The sequence below is a fragment of the Paenibacillus physcomitrellae genome (assembly GCF_002240225.1).
In the GTDB taxonomy this organism is placed as follows: Bacteria; Bacillota; Bacilli; order Paenibacillales; family Paenibacillaceae; genus Fontibacillus; species Fontibacillus physcomitrellae.
Map to the genome: position 1 here is coordinate 2,631,161 of NZ_CP022584.1, position 19,321 is coordinate 2,650,481.

Below are 19,321 nucleotides of genomic sequence, written 5' to 3' on the forward strand. Positions count from 1 at the left end.
AGTTTATTTTATGGCAGCAAAAAAGCCGCCTCCTAAAAGAAGCGACTGCCTTGGTATCCATCACCCTGTATACGTATAGAATGATTTATTTATAGCTGCTGCGGTTTTAACGCCCGAATTGCCTCTTCCGTCATCCCGGTCGCTTCGGCTATCATCTCAATGGCCGCACCCATTTCTAACAGTTTGAGTGCTGTTTCTGCTTTTCCTTCTGCTTTCCCTTCTACTTTTCCTTCTTCTCTTCCCACCTTCATGGCACTCTCAATCCTCGACTTCTCATCACTAAGCGCCTTCATCCGGGCATCGTAGGCCATGCGGGCTGCAGTATCCTGGCTTAGAAACTCCAGCGTATTCATTGCTTTTTTAAGCATCGGTTCTTTCACAGTCAGCACCTCCCAGTTCGATTTGTCTGCGCCTTTTAAGAACATTAACCAGTTGATCAGTCCGCCTTCGTTCAGCGTAACCTTTTGCGGATCCAGCTTCGTAAGCTCAATCACATGAATCTCTATATCATCCAGCAAAGCGATCCCGGTATGATCCTCCCGCAAGTGAAACACACTGTGGTAGCGGTCATTAGGAAGACTGGAATAGTTCAATATATTGATGGTGACGCATTTCTGCAGCGTATTGTAGTTGCCGCCTTTGGGGATTTGATGATAATACATCTCCGACCAATAAAACAAGGTGCGCTTCTCCATATGGTACGGATTAAACAGCTGCATTTCGATATTAGCCAGCTCACCCTTGGACGTGCATCGAGGATCAAGAAAATCGTACACCGAGAGAGCCCTCTTTTTTTATATATTATATTACGTTAGATAGATTCTATAAAAAGGAAAACCTATAACCGTTCAATAAAAAAAACACCAAGCAAACTACCGTTCACTCAGTGTTTCTAAAGTTTTATCAAAATCTACAAACTCACCTTCGCCTCAAACCCCCGCACCCAGCCTGCGGTTTCGGTTAGCTTGCTTTCGGCCCGGGCAATGGCGGCTTCCACCTGCGCGGTGGCCGTGCCCCCGTAAACGTCACGCGCGTTCACAACCGTCTCAGGCTGAAGCACCTCGTAGATGCGGTCGTCAAACAGGTCGGAGAACTGCTTGAACTCGTCCAGGGTAAGGTCCAGCAGGAACTTGCCGTTCTGGATGCAGTACAGCACCGTTTTGCCGATGACTTCATGCGCCTGGCGGAAAGGCAGGCCTTTGCCGACCAGGAAATCCGCTATATCCGTGGCGTTGGAAAAATCCTGGTTCACCGCCTCGCGCATCCGCCCGGTGTTCACCTTCATCGTGGCGATCATCGGCGCGAACAGCTGCAGCGCACCCTGCAGGGTAGCCACGGTGTCGAACATGCCTTCCTTGTCCTCCTGCATGTCTTTGTTATACGCCAGAGGAAGGGATTTCAGCACGGTCAGCAGGCCAAACAGGTTGCCGTAGACACGGCCCGTTTTGCCGCGGACAAGCTCGGCGACATCCGGATTTTTCTTTTGCGGCATGATACTGCTGCCGGTGCAGAAGGCATCGTCCAGCTCGACGAACCGAAACTCGGTGCTGCTCCACAGCACCAGCTCTTCGCTGAGCCGGGACAGGTGCATCATGATGGCGGATGCATTCGACAGGAATTCCAGAATGAAGTCCCGGTCGCTGACCGCGTCAAGGCTGTTCTCATAGACGGCATCAAAATGAAGCTGCTCCGCCACAAAATGCCGGTCGATCGGGAACGTCGTACCTGCAAGCGCTCCGGCGCCCAGCGGCAGCACGTTAATCCGTTTGTAGCTGTCCTGCAGGCGTTCGATATCGCGGCCGAACATAGCGACGTAAGCCATGAGATGATGGGCGAACAGGATCGGCTGTGCCCGCTGCAGATGCGTATACCCCGGAACGATCGTATCCGTGTTAGCCTTGGCCTGGCCGATCAGCGCTTCCTGGAGGTTCTTCAGCAGTTCTACGAATTCCACAACCCGCTTGCGCAGGTACAGGTGCATGTCCGTCGCCACCTGGTCGTTGCGGCTGCGTCCGGTATGCAGCTTGCCGCCGACCGGACCGATCTGCTCGATCAGATTTTTTTCGATGTTCATATGGATATCTTCGTCGGATACCGAATATTCGATTTCGCCGCTGCGGATCTTCTCCAGCACGTTCAGCAAGCCTTTTTTGATCGTCTCCACGTCTTCCTGCGGCACGATCCCGCATTTGCCGAGCATGGTGACATGCGCCAGACTGCCCTGCACGTCCTCTTCCGCAAGCTTCTGATCGAATCCGATCGAAGCGGTGTATTCTTCTACCAGCTTGTTGGTCTGCTTCGTAAAGCGACCGCCCCACAGCTTGCTCAAATGGTTCACTCCTTGGGTGGCTTTATAGGGCACATGGGGATCTATACGTTACGCCTTATTTAAGCTTTTAAAGATAAAACTTGTGAGTTACGCCCTCTGATAAACGCTGCGTTGCCGAATGTTCCTCCGACCGCTGTTCCTCCCAGATTTTCTTATATCAGATTTAAGGATAAAATCCGGGAGCAAAGGCGGACGCTTCGCTTCTTCGGAATCATTCGTCCCCTCCGCTAAGCTACTCCATGCTACAAGTTTTCTTCTAAAATAGCTGAACTAATGCACTATCTCGTATATTAAATTCCCTGAGTCCTATAAAGCTATTTTTCTTATATAAAAAATACTACTTATTCTGCTGGTTAACACCCGCACTCACTTTAAGGCGCAAGGCATTCAAGCGGATGAAGCCTGCGGCGTCGGCCTGATCGTAAGACTGAGTAGGGTCGGCCTCCATCGTAGCGATGTCCGGGTTGTACAGGCTGACCGGACTTTTAACGCCGGCGCCAATAACGTTGCCTTTGTACAGCTTGAGACGTACGGTGCCGGATACATTTTTCTGGCTTTCCGTCACCAGAGCTTGAAGAGCCAGCCGTTCCGGCGCAAACCAGAAACCGTTGTACACGAGGTTGCTGTAGCGGGTAATGAGGCTGTCGCGCAGGCTCATGACTTCGCGGTCCATCGTGATGGACTCCATTTTGCGGTGAGCGGTGAACAGGATCGTACCGCCCGGGGTTTCATACACGCCGCGGCTTTTCATGCCGACGAAGCGGTTCTCCACCATGTCTACACGGCCGATACCGTGTTTGCCGCCAAGCTCATTCAGCTTCTCCATCATGCGGAGCGGCTCGAGCTGCTCGCCGTTTAAGGCGATGGCGTTGCCTTGCGCAAACTCGATTTCGATATATTCCGGCTCATTCGGCGCATCCTCCGGGTCTACGCTCAGCAGGAACATATCTTTGTTCTCCGGCGCGCTGGCGTCGAACCAAGGATCCTCAAGCACGCCGCTTTCGTAGCTGATATGCAGCAGGTTGCGGTCCGTGGAATAAGGTTTCGCCGCAGAGGCGGTAACCGGAATGCCATGCGATTCCGCGTAGGCGATCATTTCGGCGCGTCCCGGGAACGTATCCCGGAACTCCTGCAGGCGCCAAGGGGCGATCACTTTGATTTCCGGTGCAATCGCCGCCGCGTTCAGTTCAAAACGCACCTGGTCGTTGCCTTTTCCCGTTGCTCCGTGAGCAATAGCGGTTGCACCCTCAGCGCGTGCGATCTCGACCATCCGTTTCGCGATCAGCGGACGGGCGATGCTGGTGCCCAGCAGATATTGCCCTTCATACAAAGCACCCGCCTGGAACATCGGGTAGATGAAGTCTTTGGCAAATTCTTCGCGCAGGTCATCGATATACACTTTGGAGGCGCCGGTCGCCAGCGCTTTCGCTTCCAGGCCGTCCAGCTCTTCTTTCTGGCCAATATCGGCCGTAAAAGCGATAATCTCAGCGTCATAAGTCTCTTTGAGCCATTTCAAAATAATGGAGGTGTCCAATCCGCCCGAGTAGGCGAGGACGATTTTTTCTTTTGCCATAAGAGTTCCGGTTCCCCTTCCAATTGTTGTTCTTCTATCCTATCAAAGCCGCCATCAGCGCTTTCTGCGCGTGGAGGCGATTCTCCGCCTGGTCAAAAATAATCGAATGTTTGCCGTCGATCACACCTTCGCTCACCTCTTCGCCGCGGTGGGCCGGAAGGCAGTGCATGAACAGATAATCCGGCTTTGCCAGTGCGGCCAGCTCTTCATTCACCTGGTAAGCAGCAAAAGCCGCTTCACGCACCTTCTGCTCTTCTTCAAAACCCATGCTCGCCCACACGTCGGTGTAGATCACGTCGGCGTCTTTGACGGCCGCAGCCGGATCGCCTACGACTTCGATCACAGCGCCTGTAGCTGCCGCGATCTCGCGGGCCTGCGCCACGATCTGCGGGTCCGGCTCATAGCCGGCCGGGCTGCCGATCGACACGTGAACGCCAAGTTTGGCGCCGCCGAGCATCAGCGAATGAGCCATGTTGTTGCCGTCGCCGATGTAAGCGAGCTTCAAGCCTTCCAGCTTGCCTTTGTATTCGTATACGGTCTGGAAGTCCGCCAGCACCTGGCATGGATGCGCCGCATCGCTCAGTCCGTTAATGACCGGAATGTCGGCGTGTTTCGCCAGTTCAATAACGCGGTCATGACCAAACGTGCGGATCATCAGGCCGTCCAGATAGCGGGACATCACGCCGGCCGTGTCGGCGATCGTTTCGCCGCGGCCGAGCTGGATGTCGTTTTTGCTGAGGAACAGGGCATGCCCGCCCAGCTGGTACACCCCAACCTCGAAGGAGATGCGGGTGCGGGTGGAGGATTTTTCAAAAATAAGTCCAACCGTCTTGCCCGCCAGCGGCTGGTAAACCTCGCCGTTCTTCTGCTTGCGCTTCAGCTCGATCGCCAGATCGATCAAATAGCGGATTTCCTCACTGGTGTAGTCCGTCAATTCTATGAAATCGCGCCCCTTCAGGGCGAAGGTTGCTCCTGCTTGCGCCAAACTCATGTTAAACGTCCTCCTGGCTCTGCGCTTCATAAGCGCTGATCACGTTGTACAAAGTCTCCACCGCCTGGTCGACTTCTTCATGCGTCACATAAAGATTCGGCAGCAGGCGGATCACGTTAGGGCCGGCTGTGATGAACAGCAGCTTGTTGGCCTGCCCGGCGAGCACGAGGTCGCCGACCGGACCGGCACATTCGATGCCAACCAGAAGGCCAAGTCCTCTGACTTCCTTCACAAAAGAAAGCCCGGACAGCTTCTGCTCCAGCTGTTCTTTCAAATAAACGCCCATCTCTGCCGCACGATCCGGCAGCCGGTCTTCCTCCATCACTTCGAGGGTCGCCACGATCGCTGATGTCGCCAGCGGCGTACCGCCGAACGTCGAACCATGGCTGCCCGCAGAGAAAGCCTCGCGCAAATAGGCTTTGCCCAGCATCGCTCCCGCAGGGAAACCGCTGGCGATCCCTTTGGCCACCGTAATGATGTCCGGCTGGATGCCGTAATGCTGGTGGGCGAACCATCGCCCAGTCCGGCCCATGCCGGTTTGCACCTCGTCGATGATCAGCAGCAGCCCGTGCTCTTGGCAGAGCCCCGTAATCGTCTGCACAAATTCAGGGGTCACGGCATAAATGCCGCCTTCCGCCTGGACCATCTCCAGCATAATGGCCGCCGTGTTGGGGCCGATCGCCGCTTTCAGCGCTTCTTCATCATGCAGCGGGACCGTTTTGAAGCCTTCCGGAAGAGGCAGGAACCCTTCTTTGACCTTATCCTGGCCCGTAGCCGTCAGCGTAGCGAGCGTCCGTCCGTGAAAAGACTGGTTAAACGTGATGATCTCATAACGTTCTTCGCCTTTTACCTTCTGAAAATAACGCCGCGCCAGCTTGATGGCCGCTTCATTGGCTTCAGCTCCGCTATTGCAGAAGAATGCCGCATCCAAACCGCTGTGCTTCGTGAGCAATTGCGCCGCCTGCTCCTGCAGCGGAAGCTGGTACAGGTTCGAGACGTGCCACAGCTGGTCCAGCTGGTTCTTCAGCTTCTCCTTCACTTTCTCCGGCGCGTGACCCAGATTCGTGACGGCAATGCCGCTCATAAAGTCCAGATAACGGTTGCCTTTGTCGTCCCACAGCCAGCTGCCGTGGCCTTTCACCAGAGCAAGCGGATAACGGCTGTAATTGGGAAAAAGCGCGCTGGGCGCTTCCCCCGTTCCTGCTGCGGCTCCCGCCGCCGGCTGAACTCCGGATGGTGTTATGGTCATTTGGTTCTACCCCTTCCTGAAATGGTTTTATCTACATCCGTCACTATTACATGCGGACAATCCGTGTCCCGATCGGTTCTCCTGCCAGCACACGGCTGAGTACTTTAGGTTCAGAGCCAGGCACGATAACAACCTCCTGCACTTCACCGTGAATGCAGTCAATGGCCGCCCGCACCTTCGGAATCATGCCGCCGTAAATTTCGCCGCTGCCGATCATATCTTCGGTCTGCTGAACGGTAACCACAGGCAGTACCTTCTTCTCGCCGTTAACATTCCGCATAATCCCCGGCACATCGGTAACAACGATCATCTGCTTGACGCCGAGCTGAGACGCCACGGCTCCTGCCGCGGTATCGGCATTGATGTTCAGGCGCTGACCTGCTTCCGTGACGCCAAGCGGCGCCACAACGGGCATATACCCTAGTTCCAGCACACCCTTCAGAATTCCTGCTTCCACCGTGGTTACTTCGCCTACGAGACCCACCTCATGGCTTTGGGCCACCGGTTTGGCCAGCAGCAGCGAACCGTCGCTGCCGGATAAACCAATTGCCTTGCCGCCTGCCGACTGGATGCGGCGGACAATGAGCTTGTTGATGGTACCGGCCAGCACCATTTCGACGACATCCAGCACTTCCTCTGTTGTATAACGCAGCCCGTTCACAAACCTGGTTTCGATACCAAGCTTGGACAAATTGTCCGAGATTGCAGGTCCCCCGCCGTGTACGATAACGGGCTCGAAGCCTTGTCGCTGCAGGGTCCCCAGCTCCTCGAAGAAACTTTCCGGCAGCGCCGCCAGCGTGCTGCCTCCACATTTCATGACGAACATGCCCTTAGGCGAAGCGCTGCCGCTTCCCGTCTGCTGTTTGGTTTGTACGGCCTGACCGGACGACATTAGGCTCATCCTCTTGTTCCCCTCTCTTGGACCCTGTCTCTGCTTCGGCATAGACACGGGAAGGTAATCTAATCTGTAGTTTATAAAAGAATCAAGTCCGATAAGCGGCGTTAATCCGCACATAGTCATAGGTTAAATCGCAGCCCCAGGCCGTTGCCGACCCTTCGCCTCCATGCAAGTTCACAAAAATCTGCACCGTGTCGCCTTTCAAATATTCCAGCGCTGCTTCCTCATCGAAGGCAACCGGCCTGGAGCCATCCAGCACAAGGATCGGCCCGAGCTTGATGTCGACGTTCGACGGATCAATCGGCTCTCCGGCACGTCCGGCGGCCGCGATGATCCGTCCCCAGTTGGCATCGGCGCCGAAGACGGCCGATTTCACGAGGCTGGAGCCGACAATCGTTTTGGCGATGGCTCCTGCCGATGTATCGCTGATACCGCCCTCCACCTGCACTTCGATTAAATGCGTAGCTCCCTCGCCGTCACGCGCAATCTGCTTGGCGAGCAATTCATTGACATAACGGAAGGCTTCCGCAAAAACTTCCCACTGTGGGTGCGACGGAGACAACGGCTCATTCCCTGCCAGGCCGCTGGCCATAACGAGCAGCATGTCATTCGTGCTGGTATCGCCGTCCACCGTAATCATGTTGAAGGTGACGTTCGTGGTGCCTACGAGAAGACTTTGCAGCGCTTCAGGTTCAACGGCCGCGTCGGTCGTAACAAACGCCAGCATGGTGGCCATATTCGGGTGAATCATACCCGAGCCTTTGCAGGCGCCGCCAATGGTTACCTCGTGCCCGTCAATCGTTAGTTTGACGCAGGCGGTCTTTTTCACCAGGTCTGTCGTCAGGATTGCCTGGCTGAACTGCTCCGCCCCGTCAGTACCATAAGCGGCCGCAGCCGGCAGCTTCGAAATGCCGCCGATGACCTTCTCCATGGGGAGGTTCTCCCCGATCACCCCGGTTGAAGCGACGGCAACATCGCCTTCCTCCAAACCAAACACGGAGGCTGCCTCCGCCCGCATCGCGAAAGCATCCTCTTCGCCCTGTTTGCCCGTGCAGGCGTTGGCGTTACCGCTGTTGACGACCACCGCGCGCAGGCGGCGGTCTTTCAGACTATCCCGTGTCACCAGCAGCGGAGCTGCCTGGAACACGTTGGTGGTATATACCGCAGCGGCGACTGCCGGCACTTCGCAGAGAATGACGCCGAGATCGTTGCGGTCGGTTTTTTTCAAACCGCAGTGCAGTCCGCCTGCCTGAAATCCTAACGGAGAAGTGACAGAGCCATCCTCCACCACACTCCAATGCTCAATTGTTCTCATGATTCTCTCCCTCTCGAAGCCTTACGGATATACGGGACTCAGCTGCAGCCCGGTCGTCTCCTCCCAGCCCATCATCAGATTCAAATTCTGGATCGCCTGACCTGCCGCGCCTTTGACGACATTATCAATGACCGAAACGATTGTCAGCCTGCCCGTTCGGGCATCTACGGCAAAGCCGATATCGCAATAATTGGAGCCAAAAACCTCTTTCGTCGCCGGAAACTTCCCAGGCTCCCGCACACGGACAAAAGGCCGACCTTCATAATAATGCCTGTATAAATCAACCAGCTCCTGCTCGGACCGGCTGCCCGTCAGCTTGGCATACATCGTGCTCATGATGCCCCTCGTCATCGGAACGAGATGCGTCGTAAAAGTAACGGTAACCGGGCTGCCCGCCGCAATCGACAAGCCCTGTTCGATCTCCGGAATATGCTGGTGTTTGTTCACTTTGTATACTTTCATGTTCTCGTTGATCTCCGCATAATGCGTCATCAGGCTGGTTCCGCGCCCCGCTCCGGAAACGCCGGACTTGGCATCGATAATGATGCTGCCGGGATCAATCCAGCCTTCCTTAACCGCCGGCAGAAGTCCCAGCAGCGTTGCTGTCGGGTAACATCCCGGATTGGAGACAAAATCAAGGCCCTTCACCTGGGCGCCGTTCTCTTCGCATAAGCCGTATACCGCCTGCTCCAGCAGGCCCGCTGGAGGGGCATCGTGTTTGTACCACTCCTCGTAAACAGCCGCGTCCTTGATCCGGAAATCGCCGGATAGATCAATGACTTTCAAGCCCTCTGCCAGGAGCTGCGGCACCAGCTTGCCGCTGACGCCGGAAGGCGTTGCCGTAAACACCACGTCCGCCTTGGACTTGATCAGCGCCGGATCAACGCCGTCCAGGCGCTGCACCAGAAGTTCGGACAGATGCGGAAATCCTTCGGTAATCGATTCGCCCGCATTCGAAGACGAGATGACCGAGGTAATTTCAACGTTTGGATGATTCAGTAAAAAACGAATCAGTTCCACCCCTCCATACCCGGTGGAACCGACAATGGCTGCTTTCACTTTGTTTGACTCTGTCAACCTGTATCCCCCGCTTTCGTGCTTTGGCTGCTATAGAAGTAACATTGTAGAATTCATGAGGAGCGAGTACGCCAGCATGTTTTCTTCAATTCATCTTATATAGCCGTTATTAATTAAATATTCATGGCCGATAACATTTATGAATTATTATACATTCAGGGTTATATAAATACAATGGTTTGGGCACAATTTAATAATTTGTCCTATTGTTGCTATCCTTTATACATAAAAAAGCCCTCAAGACTTGGCCTGAGGGCTTTGAAGCTTTTTACGTGAGGAGCTTTTACGTGAGGAGCTTTTTCCGTTTGAAGCTTTTTCCATGTGGAGCATTTCCGCGATGCGCTTCCGTGATGCTTTTTCCGTGTTCTGTATGAGGCTTTTTCCGCATGAAGCTGGCGCTTCCCCTGGATTACCTGCGCGTCTAACGTAACTCTAACGAATAATAACGTTTATCCGTTTATCGGGATCGAACTATTCGGCTGCTTGCGCTGCTTCTACTGTTCGTGCCCCAGCCTTCTCCGGATGTAAGGGGATACTGAAGCATTTGACCAGCGTTGTTCCATTGAGCATTTCCTTCTCCGGTGTCCGTACGAAACCGAGATGCTCGTATAAACGGATCGCTGGAGCCATCAGATCGGAGGAATGCAGATACAGCATCTCGCCGCCAAGCTGCCTGGAGCGCTCGATGCTTTCGCGGATCAGCAGGGTTGCGACCCCCCGTCCTCTGGCTTGTGGAGAGGTCGCAAGCAGACGAATGATGGGATCCTGGATGTTCAGATCTGAACGGCCGTAGGCGACTTCGGAATCCAGAAACATCTGCACACTGCCTACAATCTCCCCATTCAGCTCAGCAACGATTCGGGCCACAGGCCCTTCCTTGTATACAGAATCGCGAATGCTCTCCCGGTAGGCGAGCCAACGTTCTCCAGCCATGACCTCTTCATATTGGCCGTAAGCCTCCAGCAATAAGCGCTCAATATTCGGTTGGTCTTCCTCCTGGGCATCTCGAATGACGATGGCATCTTTCTCAGCCTGGTGGATCTGCTTGTCTTGCTCGTTTGCCATGTTCGTGCCTCCTTCTTTTTATATTGGAAAAATGGTCCCGTTTCCGTATCAATTCATTAAATTCCTATATGTTAAATATGAATTATGATGTGTGTTTACTTTATCTCTCCACCATTCTGGAGTCAATGCATCCGTTAATTGAGATGCCCTATAGTTCAATAGAACTTTTTAATAAAAACACCCGCAAAACATTCCTCCAGAAGAAACCGGCGAAACCGGAAGCTCCCGGGGGAAATGCCTAGCGGGGGTGATTAGACTGTTCATTAAAACTATTGATTAAACTGTTTCATGAGAAACGGTTCATAAACCGTTTGTGAATCGGTGTCTGTCTTATGCTTTAATTTTGCTTGGTCTTGTTAATTCTGCTCGGTTTTGTTAATTCTGCTCAACCTTGATTTGGCTGCGCAAATATCCGTCAATAAACGGATCCAGGTCGCCGTCCATTACAGCGCCTACGTTGCCTGTCTCCACACTGGTCCGGTGATCTTTAACCATACTGTAAGGATGGAAAACGTAAGAACGGATTTGGCTGCCCCAGGCGATGTCGGACTGCTCGCCGCGGATTTCGGCCAGTTCTTTCTGCTGCTCTTCAATCTTGCGTTCATAGAGCTTGGAACGGAGCATCGTCATGGCGCGCTCGCGGTTCTTGATCTGGGAGCGTTCGTTCTGGCACGTTACCACGATACCGGTCGGAATATGCGTGATCCGAACGGCCGAGTCGGTCGTATTGATGTGCTGACCGCCGGCGCCGCTGGCGCGGTACGTATCGATTTTTAAATCCTCGGTGCGAATGTCAATTTCAACATCATCGGAAATTTCCGGCACAACGTCGCAGGACACAAACGAAGTGTGGCGTCTTCCTGAAGAGTCAAAAGGCGAGATGCGGACGAGCCGGTGTACGCCTTTTTCCGCTTTCAGGTAGCCGTAGGCATTGTAACCTTTGATCAGCAGCGTAACGCTTTTGATGCCGGCTTCGTCACCAGGCAGATAGTCCAGCGTCTCCACTTTGAAGCCGCGTTTCTCGGCCCAGCGGGTGTACATCCGCAGCAGCATCGAACCCCAGTCCTGGGATTCCGTGCCGCCCGCGCCCGGGTGGAGCTCGAGAATCGCGTTCATTTTATCGTAAGGCTGGTTCAGCAGCAGCTGCAGCTCAAACGTGTTCAGCTTCTCAACCAGCTCCTGTACGGAGGCTTTGATGTCTGCTTCCAGCGATTCGTCGCCTTCCTCTTCAGCCAGCTCGATCATCACCGTAATATCGTCATACTCCTGCTGCAGGCGGGAATACTGATCCACGGACGATTTGACCGCATTCATCTCATTGATGACCTGCTGAGCCGCATCGTTGTCGTCCCAGAAATCGGGAGCCGCCATCTTCTCTTCGAAGTTAGCGATCATCTCTTGCTTAAGGTCTAAGTCAAAGAGACCCCCTAAGGTTGGTTAGTTTCTTGCTCACTTCACGCAGATCCTGCTTTATGCTTACATCGTTCATCGTCATTCTTCCCCTCAGGCAAAAGTATAGCCGCCGCCTCTTTCCACTGCTTCTGAAAAGAGACGGGGCTTCATTAGTAAAATATATTAAACTGGGGCCGCCCGGAACCGCTACAGATAAAAATAGCGATTCGGAAAGGCCGGCGATTCTTCACTTTACAATTTACAAGCTTTACGCTTCCTGACCGTGGCAATGTTTATATTTCTTGCCGCTGCCGCATGGGCAGAGGTCGTTACGGCCTACGGCTTCTCCGCGCTGTACCGGATGTTTCTCCGCCGGTTCGCCGTTCGTCGAAACCTGGTTTTCGTCTACAACCGCTTGACGCTCCTGGTTAGTTTCGATCTGGGCTTTCATGATGTAGGTCGCAATTTCCTCCTGGATCGTTGCGATCATCTCATGGAACATTTCAAAGCCCTCGAACTGGTATTCGCGGAGTGGATCCGTACCGCCGTACGCACGCAGGTGGATACCTTGACGGAGCTGATCCATCGCATCGATGTGATCCATCCACTTGCTGTCTACAGAGCGGAGCACGATAACTTTCTCGAACTCGCGAATCATTTCTTCGCCGATTTGCTCTTCGCGGGCATTATATTTTTGCAGCACTTTCTCAAAAATATACTCGACGATCTCTTCTTTCTCTTTACCCCAAAGCTCGTCTTTGGTCATTTCACCGTCGAGCAGTTTGGCATTTACATAATCGGCCACTTCTTCAAGCTCCCAGTTCTCAGGGATGTCGTCGCTGCAGTGCGCTTCCACAATGCGTTCAACAACCGGCTTGATCATATCGAGCACGATTTCTTTGATGTTCTCGGACTCCAGAACCTCGCGGCGCTGTTTGTAGATGATTTCACGCTGCTGGTTCATAACGTCATCATATTGGAGGACGATCTTACGAACGTCGAAGTTGTTGCCTTCAACCCGTTTCTGAGCGGATTCGATCGCACGGGTAATCATTTTCGATTCGATAGGTGAATCTTCGTCAAAGCCGAGACGGTCCATCATGGCCAGCACGTTGTCCGCGCCAAACCGTTTCATCAGCTCATCGCCCATGGACAGATAGAACTGCGTAGAACCCGGGTCACCCTGACGGCCGGCACGGCCGCGCAGCTGGTTATCGATCCGGCGGGATTCGTGACGTTCCGTACCGATGATGTGCAGACCGCCGACTTCCTCAACGCCTTCACCCAGTATAATGTCGGTACCGCGGCCCGCCATGTTAGTGGCGATCGTTACGGAACCGGCTTCGCCGGCATGGGAGATGATCTCCGCTTCTTCAGCATGATATTTCGCGTTCAGCACTTTATGGGCTACACCTTTGCGTTTCAGCATTTCGGACAGCAGCTCGGAATTCTCAATAGATACCGTACCTACCAGTACCGGTTGCTTGTTCGCATGGCGCTTCACAATTTCGTCTACCACGGCGCGGAACTTGCCCGCTTCGGTCTTGTAGACAACGTCCGGCATATCGACGCGGCGGTTCGGACGGTTCGTAGGCACTTGAAGCACTTCAAGGCCATAAATCTTCTTGAACTCTTCTTCCTCCGTCTTCGCCGTACCGGTCATACCCGCCAGCTTGCGGTACATCCGGAAGTAGTTCTGGAACGTAATCGTTGCCAGCGTCATACTTTCATTCTGCACTTCAAGCTGCTCTTTCGCTTCAATCGCCTGGTGCAGACCATCGCTGTAACGGCGGCCCTGCATAATGCGGCCTGTAAATTCATCGACGATCAGGACTTCGCCTTCGGATACTACGTAGTCCACATCGAGACGCATGATCGCATTCGCTTTCAGCGCCTGCACGATATGGTGGTTAAGCGTAACGTTAGCGTGGTCGTACAGGTTCGAGATGCCGAAGGCTCTTTCCGCTTTCGCCACACCCGCTTCTGTCAGGGCTACCGATTTCACTTTAATATCTACGGTATAATCTTCCTCTTTAACGAGACGTTTCACGAAGCGATCCGCCGCATAATACAGCTCGGCCGATTTCTGAGCCTGACCGGAAATGATCAGCGGTGTACGCGCTTCGTCAATGAGGATGGAGTCCACTTCGTCAATAATACAAAAATACAGCGGACGCTGCACCATCTGTTCTTTATAAAGCACCATATTGTCACGAAGATAGTCGAAACCAAATTCGTTATTTGTTCCGTAAGTAATATCGCATGCGTAAGCTGCCTGCTTATCCGCATGTTCCATGCCGTTCAGGTTAACGCCGACCGTCATGCCAAGGAAATTGTAAATCTGGCCCATTTCCGCGCTGTCGCGCTGCGCCAGGTAATCGTTGACCGTAACGACGTGAACGCCTTTGCCGAGGAGGGCATTCAAATAGACCGGCAGGGTACCTACCAGCGTCTTACCTTCACCCGTCTTCATTTCGGCGATTCTGCCTTCGTGCAGTGCCATACCGCCGATCATCTGCACATCGTAATGACGTTTGCCAAGCACACGTTTGGAGGCTTCACGAACCGTTGCAAAAGCTTCCGGCAGCAGGTCGTCCAGCGTTTCTCCCTTGTCAAGGCGCTCACGGAATTCCACAGTCTTCGCTTGCAGCTGCTCATCCGTAAGCTCTACGAATTTCGGTTCTAATGTATTAATAAAGTCCACTGTCTTTGAAAGACGTTTGACATCACGTTCATTCATGTCGCCAAAAATCTTCTTTACAAGTCCTAGCATGGTTTTCCCCTTTCACGCAAAACAGGTCGTTTGCCTAAATTGTAACAGTTTGTAAGACAGGCCGCAACACGGGTGTTGATGCCAATTCCTCATTCTTCCTATATATACGAGTAAAGAGCCTTATTCGGGTGCGAACAAGGCTCCATTTTCAACAATTTTGCTAAAAAAGATTCATATTATATTCACATATCCAAATCATCGATCATTTTCAAATTAGTCCTGGGCAATTAATCCGTATCTGCCGTCGTTTCGTTTGTACACCACGTTGACATTTCTCGAATCAATGTTGGAGAAGACGAAGAAACTGTGTCCGAGCAGATCCATCTGCAGAATAGCTTCTTCCACGTCCATCGGCTTCAGTGTAAACCGTTTCGTCCGGACAACCTCAAGACCGTTGTACTCCTCACCATCACTCTCCAAATCGGCGAGCATAGGAGCATCCACCGGTTCCTCGACCACCAGGCCTTTAATGCCTTCCTGACGTCTGCGGTTCACCTTCGTTTTGTATTTGCGTATCTGACGTTCCAGCTTGTCCACGACGGCATCAATGGAGCCATACATATCATCGCTCTTGTGTTCCGCCCGAAGCAGCATGCCCGGGAGCGGGATTGTAACCTCAACCGTGTGTACGCCTTTCGCAACGCTCAGCGTAGCTGTTCCATCAGAAGTGGGGGGTGCATCAAAGTATTTCTCTAGCCGGGTTAACTTCTTGCTCACGTAATCACGCAAAGCATCAGTCACTTCAATCTGTTGACCTCGAACACTTATATTTAGCATAAAGCACTCCTCCTTTGCCTCTTTATTATACCACACTGTTAAGGCAGTGTAAAAACTTTGCCGAGGATTTGGAAAGCGCTTAACACAGCGCAAATATAAGGAATTCAGCGAGCAGATCAGCGGGCAAGCCTGAGGTTGAAAGCGGCTAATTTAGAGGGGGCTCCAAAGGGGTTCAGAGGGGACTCAGAGGGGGTTCAGAGGCAAAAAGAAAGACCCCATTTCTGGGGTCTGCTGCTATGCTAAGCGATTTCAATTGTTAACCATCAATACCGTATATGTAGGTCGGCCGGGCCGGGATGATTATAATTTGATAACGTTAGCCGCTTGCGGTCCGCGTGCTCCTTCGACGATGTCGAATTCTACATCTTGTCCTTCTTCGAGCGTTTTGAAGCCTTCTGATTGGATAGCGGAGAAGTGAACGAATACGTCTCCACCTTCGGAAGTTTCGATGAAGCCATAACCCTTCTCTGCATTAAACCATTTAACTTTACCTTGCATGCACTAACATTCCCTTCATTGTCAAATAAGTGAGTCAGTCCCACATTTCGAATATACCACCCGCCACCCCCTTCGTCAATCGGGGTAAAAACAGTTTAATTGTTGGGAAATGTAGAAAACTGTCTTTTTCCTTGTCTTTTCGAAGAAGACGGCTGTTTTTCTGACGTAAACAAAATGGAGCCTGTAGAAGTTATTACCCTTCTAATATTCATATGAAACCTAAAAAAATTATTTTCTCTTGTCCATTAAAATACTTTCATAGGCATAACCTGCTTCATAGATTCTTTGACGCGAAACCGCTTGACGTCTTTGTTGAAGCCAATCTCTGGCTTCTGCATACAGTTCCCTCATCCTCCCGCCAATTAGCTCGTCATGCTGAAGCAAAACCTTGATTCTCTCTTTCTGGTCTTCAGTCAGGTTACCCCCATCAAATTGCGTACGCATCATTTCAATGATTTGATCGCGTTGCTCCACAAAAGTCTGCATTTCCAAATAAGTAGCATCCTGGATATGTTCCATTATTTCCTTCGTTGCCTCTTCAAGCTGATAAAGGGATTGTTCCATAATTAAACTGCACCGCCCGTGGTCTTAAGTGCTTCAGACCACGTTTCACGGAGATCTGTTAAATAGCCCAGAACCTCTTCCAAAGGTTCAGAGTTATTCTGAATATTGGCCGAAGCCAGAAGATGCCCCATATACTCGTACAGAGCATAAAGATTCTTAGATACTCCTATTGAAGGATTTAAAGTAGACATCAGCTCGGTAACAATATTCTGTACTTTGCCCACATGCAGCTTGAAACTATTAAGATCATTATTGTTTAAACCCTCAATACTTGCTTTAGTAAAACGGATGGCACCATCATACAGCATAATCAAAAGAGATGCAGGTGAAGAAGTTTGGACTGATGACTGACGGTATTTCTCATAAGGAGATTTAATCAACTTTACCACCCTTTATAAATTAAGATTGTACAAAACCGGCCAGATAACTGGATTGTGAATTATATTTACTAATAGCTTGTTCCATAGCCGTAAATTGACTATAATAGCGATTCTCCATATCATCCAGTCTGTCCTGTAGATCGGATATACGCTGTTCATAGTCTTTTAAACTTTTCCCCATTGTACTTTCCGTTTTGAAAGCAGCGGTGAGGTCAGCACTATATTTTGAAGTGCCTGCTTTGCTCGCAAGTTTGTCCAGAACACCATTGAGACTATCCGCCATCTGATCAAATAATCCCGGCTGTGTAGAGGAACCTTGGAAAAGATCCGTTACTCCTTGAGGGTTGCTTTCAATGGCCGACTTAAACTTATCCTCATCCAGGGTAAGCTTTCCTCCCTCGTACCATTGGCCTGTAGTAATGCCTACGTCCGTTAGATTGAAGACACCTGAGCTGCCAATTGCTTTGGTGATAGCATCTCGCATAGAGCTAATAGCTGATTTCAAAATCTCGTCGTTCTTGAGTGTTCCGCTTTTAGCTTTATCCGTCCAGGCGGTGATATCGTCGTCGGTTAATTCCTTCTTCTGATCATCCGTCAAAGGAGGATAATCCCGATACTTCTCCTCAGAAACTTTCTTATTCAAGGTATCAAGCAGATCATTATAGTTTTGAACAAAAGCTTTGATCGTTTCAAGAGCCTTGGAGGAATCCGGCTGGTTAGAAATCGTCGATTTCTCCCCTTCCGGAGTAACGGATAATAACGAGATTTCAACCCCATTTAGCGTTAAAGAATTAGAATCCGGGGTATAAGACTTTCCGTTAACCTCAACAGAGGCTTTCATTCCTTTCTCCGGTTCCGTAAAACCTCCAAGAAGGGCCGTCAGAGAATTACTACTTGAATCAGAATCTATAGATAAATCCGTTGCACCAAATGTTTTGGATGAAATCGACAATTTTCCAGCAACTTCGTCAAACACCGCGTTGACATTTGCATCTTTGTTGGAGTTAATTTTGGTGACCACGCTAGATAATGAATCCGTTTTGTTCAAAGTAATGGTAGCCTTATTAATAGTTACCGTATAAGTGTCCGGAATATCCTCATCTGCCGTCCCCTGTTGCTTGGCCAAGTCAGCCAAAGTAGTCTGAGGAGTCACATCACTTCCAAGAGACCCCTTGGATTGAGCGGTTGTTTTGGTAGCTAAACTCTTAACTACAACATCCATAGAAATCTGGTTTGCGGATGAAGTCGCTTGTGCACTAATAGACGTCGTATTTCCTGTAATAACAGCTTTCTGTGCCAGCATAGAAGATGATTTATCATACGTTAAAACCTTATTGTTACGAAAATCAACAAGCTTACTGTTGATAGTCCGATAATCTTCACGTGTCCACTCCAACACTTGCTTTTGTTGATTCAGTTTGTCCAGGGGAGCACGGGCCGCGGTCATTAATTGTTTGACAATGGTATCCGTGTCCATTCCTGAAGCTAAGCCACCAATTCTTAAATTTGTACTCATTTGAACTCGTTTTCCTCCTTTAATCAAGCTCGTTCATCGATAATGATTCCAGCGATCTTCATCATATTTGCCACCAGATCCAGCGTTTTCTCTGGAGGAATTTCCCGGATCAGTTCTCCAGTATTTTTATTTATAACTTTAGCCATAATCGAATGCGTGGGTTTATGAATACTGAATTCCAGAGTAGTAGTTGGGCCTTCCAAAGCTTTTACCGCCTGCTCGATGCGTTTAATTAACTGCTCATCACCCAGTGGAATGACTACGCCCTGCCTTTTTGCATTTTCCAAATCGGTTTCACTTTTTATATTCTCCGTCTTATCCTGCTGTTGTTCTGTTATTCCCGAATCATATTTTTGAGGGGCCTTCGGACTCGATGAAAATGAGAATTCAACATTCATAACAAAGAACCTCCGTATTGGATATATTACTATTATCGGGTTCTTAGCTGAACTGTTTTAGTGGAAATGGCTAATTTGTTTCTTATTTATGTAAAAAGAAAAGACCGTGGTCGCCCACAGATCTTTGCTGATTTATCTTCTATATGAATTAGTGCTGTAATTGCTCTAAACGTGAACGCCATTCCTTCACAACCGGAATGATATTGAGGTTTAGAATATTACCGATTTGAACCGCATCTCCCTGCTCATAAGCTGTCATCCATTGCTGCAAATAATGGTGCAGCTGGCGGGTGGACTCTTGAGCTCCCCCTGCCTCCGATGCAAAGCCTTCAAGGACTTGCTCCACAACGGCAAAGCCTTCAATTACATCAGCTGCCAAATCAAGTGAAATTTCTCCTTCGGCAATTCTTGCAGATATGTGCAGGAATCCCTCTTCTACGGTCTCGGCAACCTGATTAAGTTGTTGAAACATTTCAATATTCGACATTAACCGTCATCCCTTCTCTTACCATGCTACAAAAAAGGA

The 19,321-nt window shown here is 51.0% G+C and carries 18 protein-coding genes; all 18 read right to left on the minus strand.

Annotated elements, in window-relative coordinates; translation table 11 throughout:
* Nucleotides 1-89: 89 nt before the first annotated feature.
* The gene (locus tag CBE73_RS12045) at nucleotides 90-776 is read right to left on the minus strand and encodes an Rpn family recombination-promoting nuclease/putative transposase (RefSeq protein WP_094094414.1); all 687 of its coding nucleotides are present in this window, start codon (nucleotides 774-776) and stop codon (nucleotides 90-92) included.
* Nucleotides 777-910: 134 nt separating this feature from the next.
* Nucleotides 911-2,329: an argininosuccinate lyase gene (gene argH / locus CBE73_RS12050; RefSeq protein ID WP_094094415.1), complete on the minus strand. Its 1,419-nt coding sequence runs from the start codon at nucleotides 2,327-2,329 to the stop codon at nucleotides 911-913.
* A 337-nt stretch (nucleotides 2,330-2,666) separates the two neighbouring features.
* The gene (locus tag CBE73_RS12055; protein ID WP_094094416.1) at nucleotides 2,667-3,902 is read right to left on the minus strand and encodes an argininosuccinate synthase; all 1,236 of its coding nucleotides are present in this window, start codon (nucleotides 3,900-3,902) and stop codon (nucleotides 2,667-2,669) included.
* A 34-nt stretch (nucleotides 3,903-3,936) separates the two neighbouring features.
* A complete protein-coding gene (argF, locus tag CBE73_RS12060; RefSeq protein ID WP_094094417.1) occupies nucleotides 3,937-4,893 on the minus strand; it encodes an ornithine carbamoyltransferase in 957 nt (318 codons plus the stop codon).
* Between the two features lies 1 nt (nucleotide 4,894).
* The gene (locus CBE73_RS12065) at nucleotides 4,895-6,142 is read right to left on the minus strand and encodes an acetylornithine transaminase (protein ID WP_094094418.1); all 1,248 of its coding nucleotides are present in this window, start codon (nucleotides 6,140-6,142) and stop codon (nucleotides 4,895-4,897) included.
* Nucleotides 6,143-6,188: 46 nt separating this feature from the next.
* The gene (gene argB, locus CBE73_RS12070) at nucleotides 6,189-6,968 is read right to left on the minus strand and encodes an acetylglutamate kinase (protein WP_373286387.1); all 780 of its coding nucleotides are present in this window, start codon (nucleotides 6,966-6,968) and stop codon (nucleotides 6,189-6,191) included.
* Nucleotides 6,969-7,125: 157 nt separating this feature from the next.
* Nucleotides 7,126-8,355 (minus strand): bifunctional glutamate N-acetyltransferase/amino-acid acetyltransferase ArgJ, encoded by a 1,230-nt coding sequence (argJ, locus tag CBE73_RS12075; protein ID WP_094094420.1) that lies wholly within the window; start codon nucleotides 8,353-8,355, stop codon nucleotides 7,126-7,128.
* Between the two features lie 21 nt (nucleotides 8,356-8,376).
* On the minus strand, nucleotides 8,377-9,432 hold the full coding sequence (argC, locus tag CBE73_RS12080) for an N-acetyl-gamma-glutamyl-phosphate reductase (protein ID WP_094094421.1): 1,056 nt from the start codon (nucleotides 9,430-9,432) through the stop codon (nucleotides 8,377-8,379).
* 471 nt (nucleotides 9,433-9,903) lie between these two features.
* Nucleotides 9,904-10,497, minus strand: coding sequence for a GNAT family N-acetyltransferase (locus tag CBE73_RS12085; protein WP_094094422.1), 594 nt, complete (start codon nucleotides 10,495-10,497; stop codon nucleotides 9,904-9,906).
* Nucleotides 10,498-10,872: 375 nt separating this feature from the next.
* Nucleotides 10,873-11,986 (minus strand): peptide chain release factor 2 gene (gene prfB / locus CBE73_RS12090; RefSeq protein WP_157739535.1). Its coding sequence is split into 2 segments (ribosomal slippage): nucleotides 10,873-11,913 and nucleotides 11,915-11,986, totalling 1,113 coding nucleotides; the frame shifts between segments, so codons are not numbered across the junction.
* Nucleotides 11,987-12,157: 171 nt separating this feature from the next.
* A complete protein-coding gene (secA, locus tag CBE73_RS12095; RefSeq protein WP_094094424.1) occupies nucleotides 12,158-14,662 on the minus strand; it encodes a preprotein translocase subunit SecA in 2,505 nt (834 codons plus the stop codon).
* Between the two features lie 213 nt (nucleotides 14,663-14,875).
* Nucleotides 14,876-15,439 carry a ribosome hibernation-promoting factor, HPF/YfiA family gene (hpf, locus tag CBE73_RS12100; protein WP_094094425.1) on the minus strand — a complete coding sequence of 188 codons (564 nt, stop codon included), beginning with the start codon at nucleotides 15,437-15,439 and terminating at the stop codon, nucleotides 14,876-14,878.
* 300 nt (nucleotides 15,440-15,739) lie between these two features.
* Nucleotides 15,740-15,937, minus strand: a complete 198-nt coding sequence (locus CBE73_RS12105) for a cold shock domain-containing protein (RefSeq protein WP_094094426.1) — start codon at nucleotides 15,935-15,937, stop codon at nucleotides 15,740-15,742.
* A 228-nt stretch (nucleotides 15,938-16,165) separates the two neighbouring features.
* The gene (locus tag CBE73_RS12110) at nucleotides 16,166-16,501 is read right to left on the minus strand and encodes a hypothetical protein (protein ID WP_094094427.1); all 336 of its coding nucleotides are present in this window, start codon (nucleotides 16,499-16,501) and stop codon (nucleotides 16,166-16,168) included.
* Between the two features lie 2 nt (nucleotides 16,502-16,503).
* Nucleotides 16,504-16,890 carry a flagellar export chaperone FliS gene (gene fliS, locus CBE73_RS12115; protein ID WP_308420950.1) on the minus strand — a complete coding sequence of 129 codons (387 nt, stop codon included), beginning with the start codon at nucleotides 16,888-16,890 and terminating at the stop codon, nucleotides 16,504-16,506.
* Nucleotides 16,891-16,900: 10 nt separating this feature from the next.
* Nucleotides 16,901-18,397: a flagellar filament capping protein FliD gene (fliD, locus tag CBE73_RS12120; protein ID WP_094094429.1), complete on the minus strand. Its 1,497-nt coding sequence runs from the start codon at nucleotides 18,395-18,397 to the stop codon at nucleotides 16,901-16,903.
* A 23-nt stretch (nucleotides 18,398-18,420) separates the two neighbouring features.
* Nucleotides 18,421-18,795: a flagellar protein FlaG gene (locus tag CBE73_RS12125; RefSeq protein WP_094094430.1), complete on the minus strand. Its 375-nt coding sequence runs from the start codon at nucleotides 18,793-18,795 to the stop codon at nucleotides 18,421-18,423.
* Nucleotides 18,796-18,943: 148 nt separating this feature from the next.
* A complete protein-coding gene (locus CBE73_RS12130) occupies nucleotides 18,944-19,282 on the minus strand; it encodes a DUF8042 domain-containing protein (RefSeq protein ID WP_094094431.1) in 339 nt (112 codons plus the stop codon).
* Between the last annotated feature and the right edge of the window lie 39 nt (nucleotides 19,283-19,321).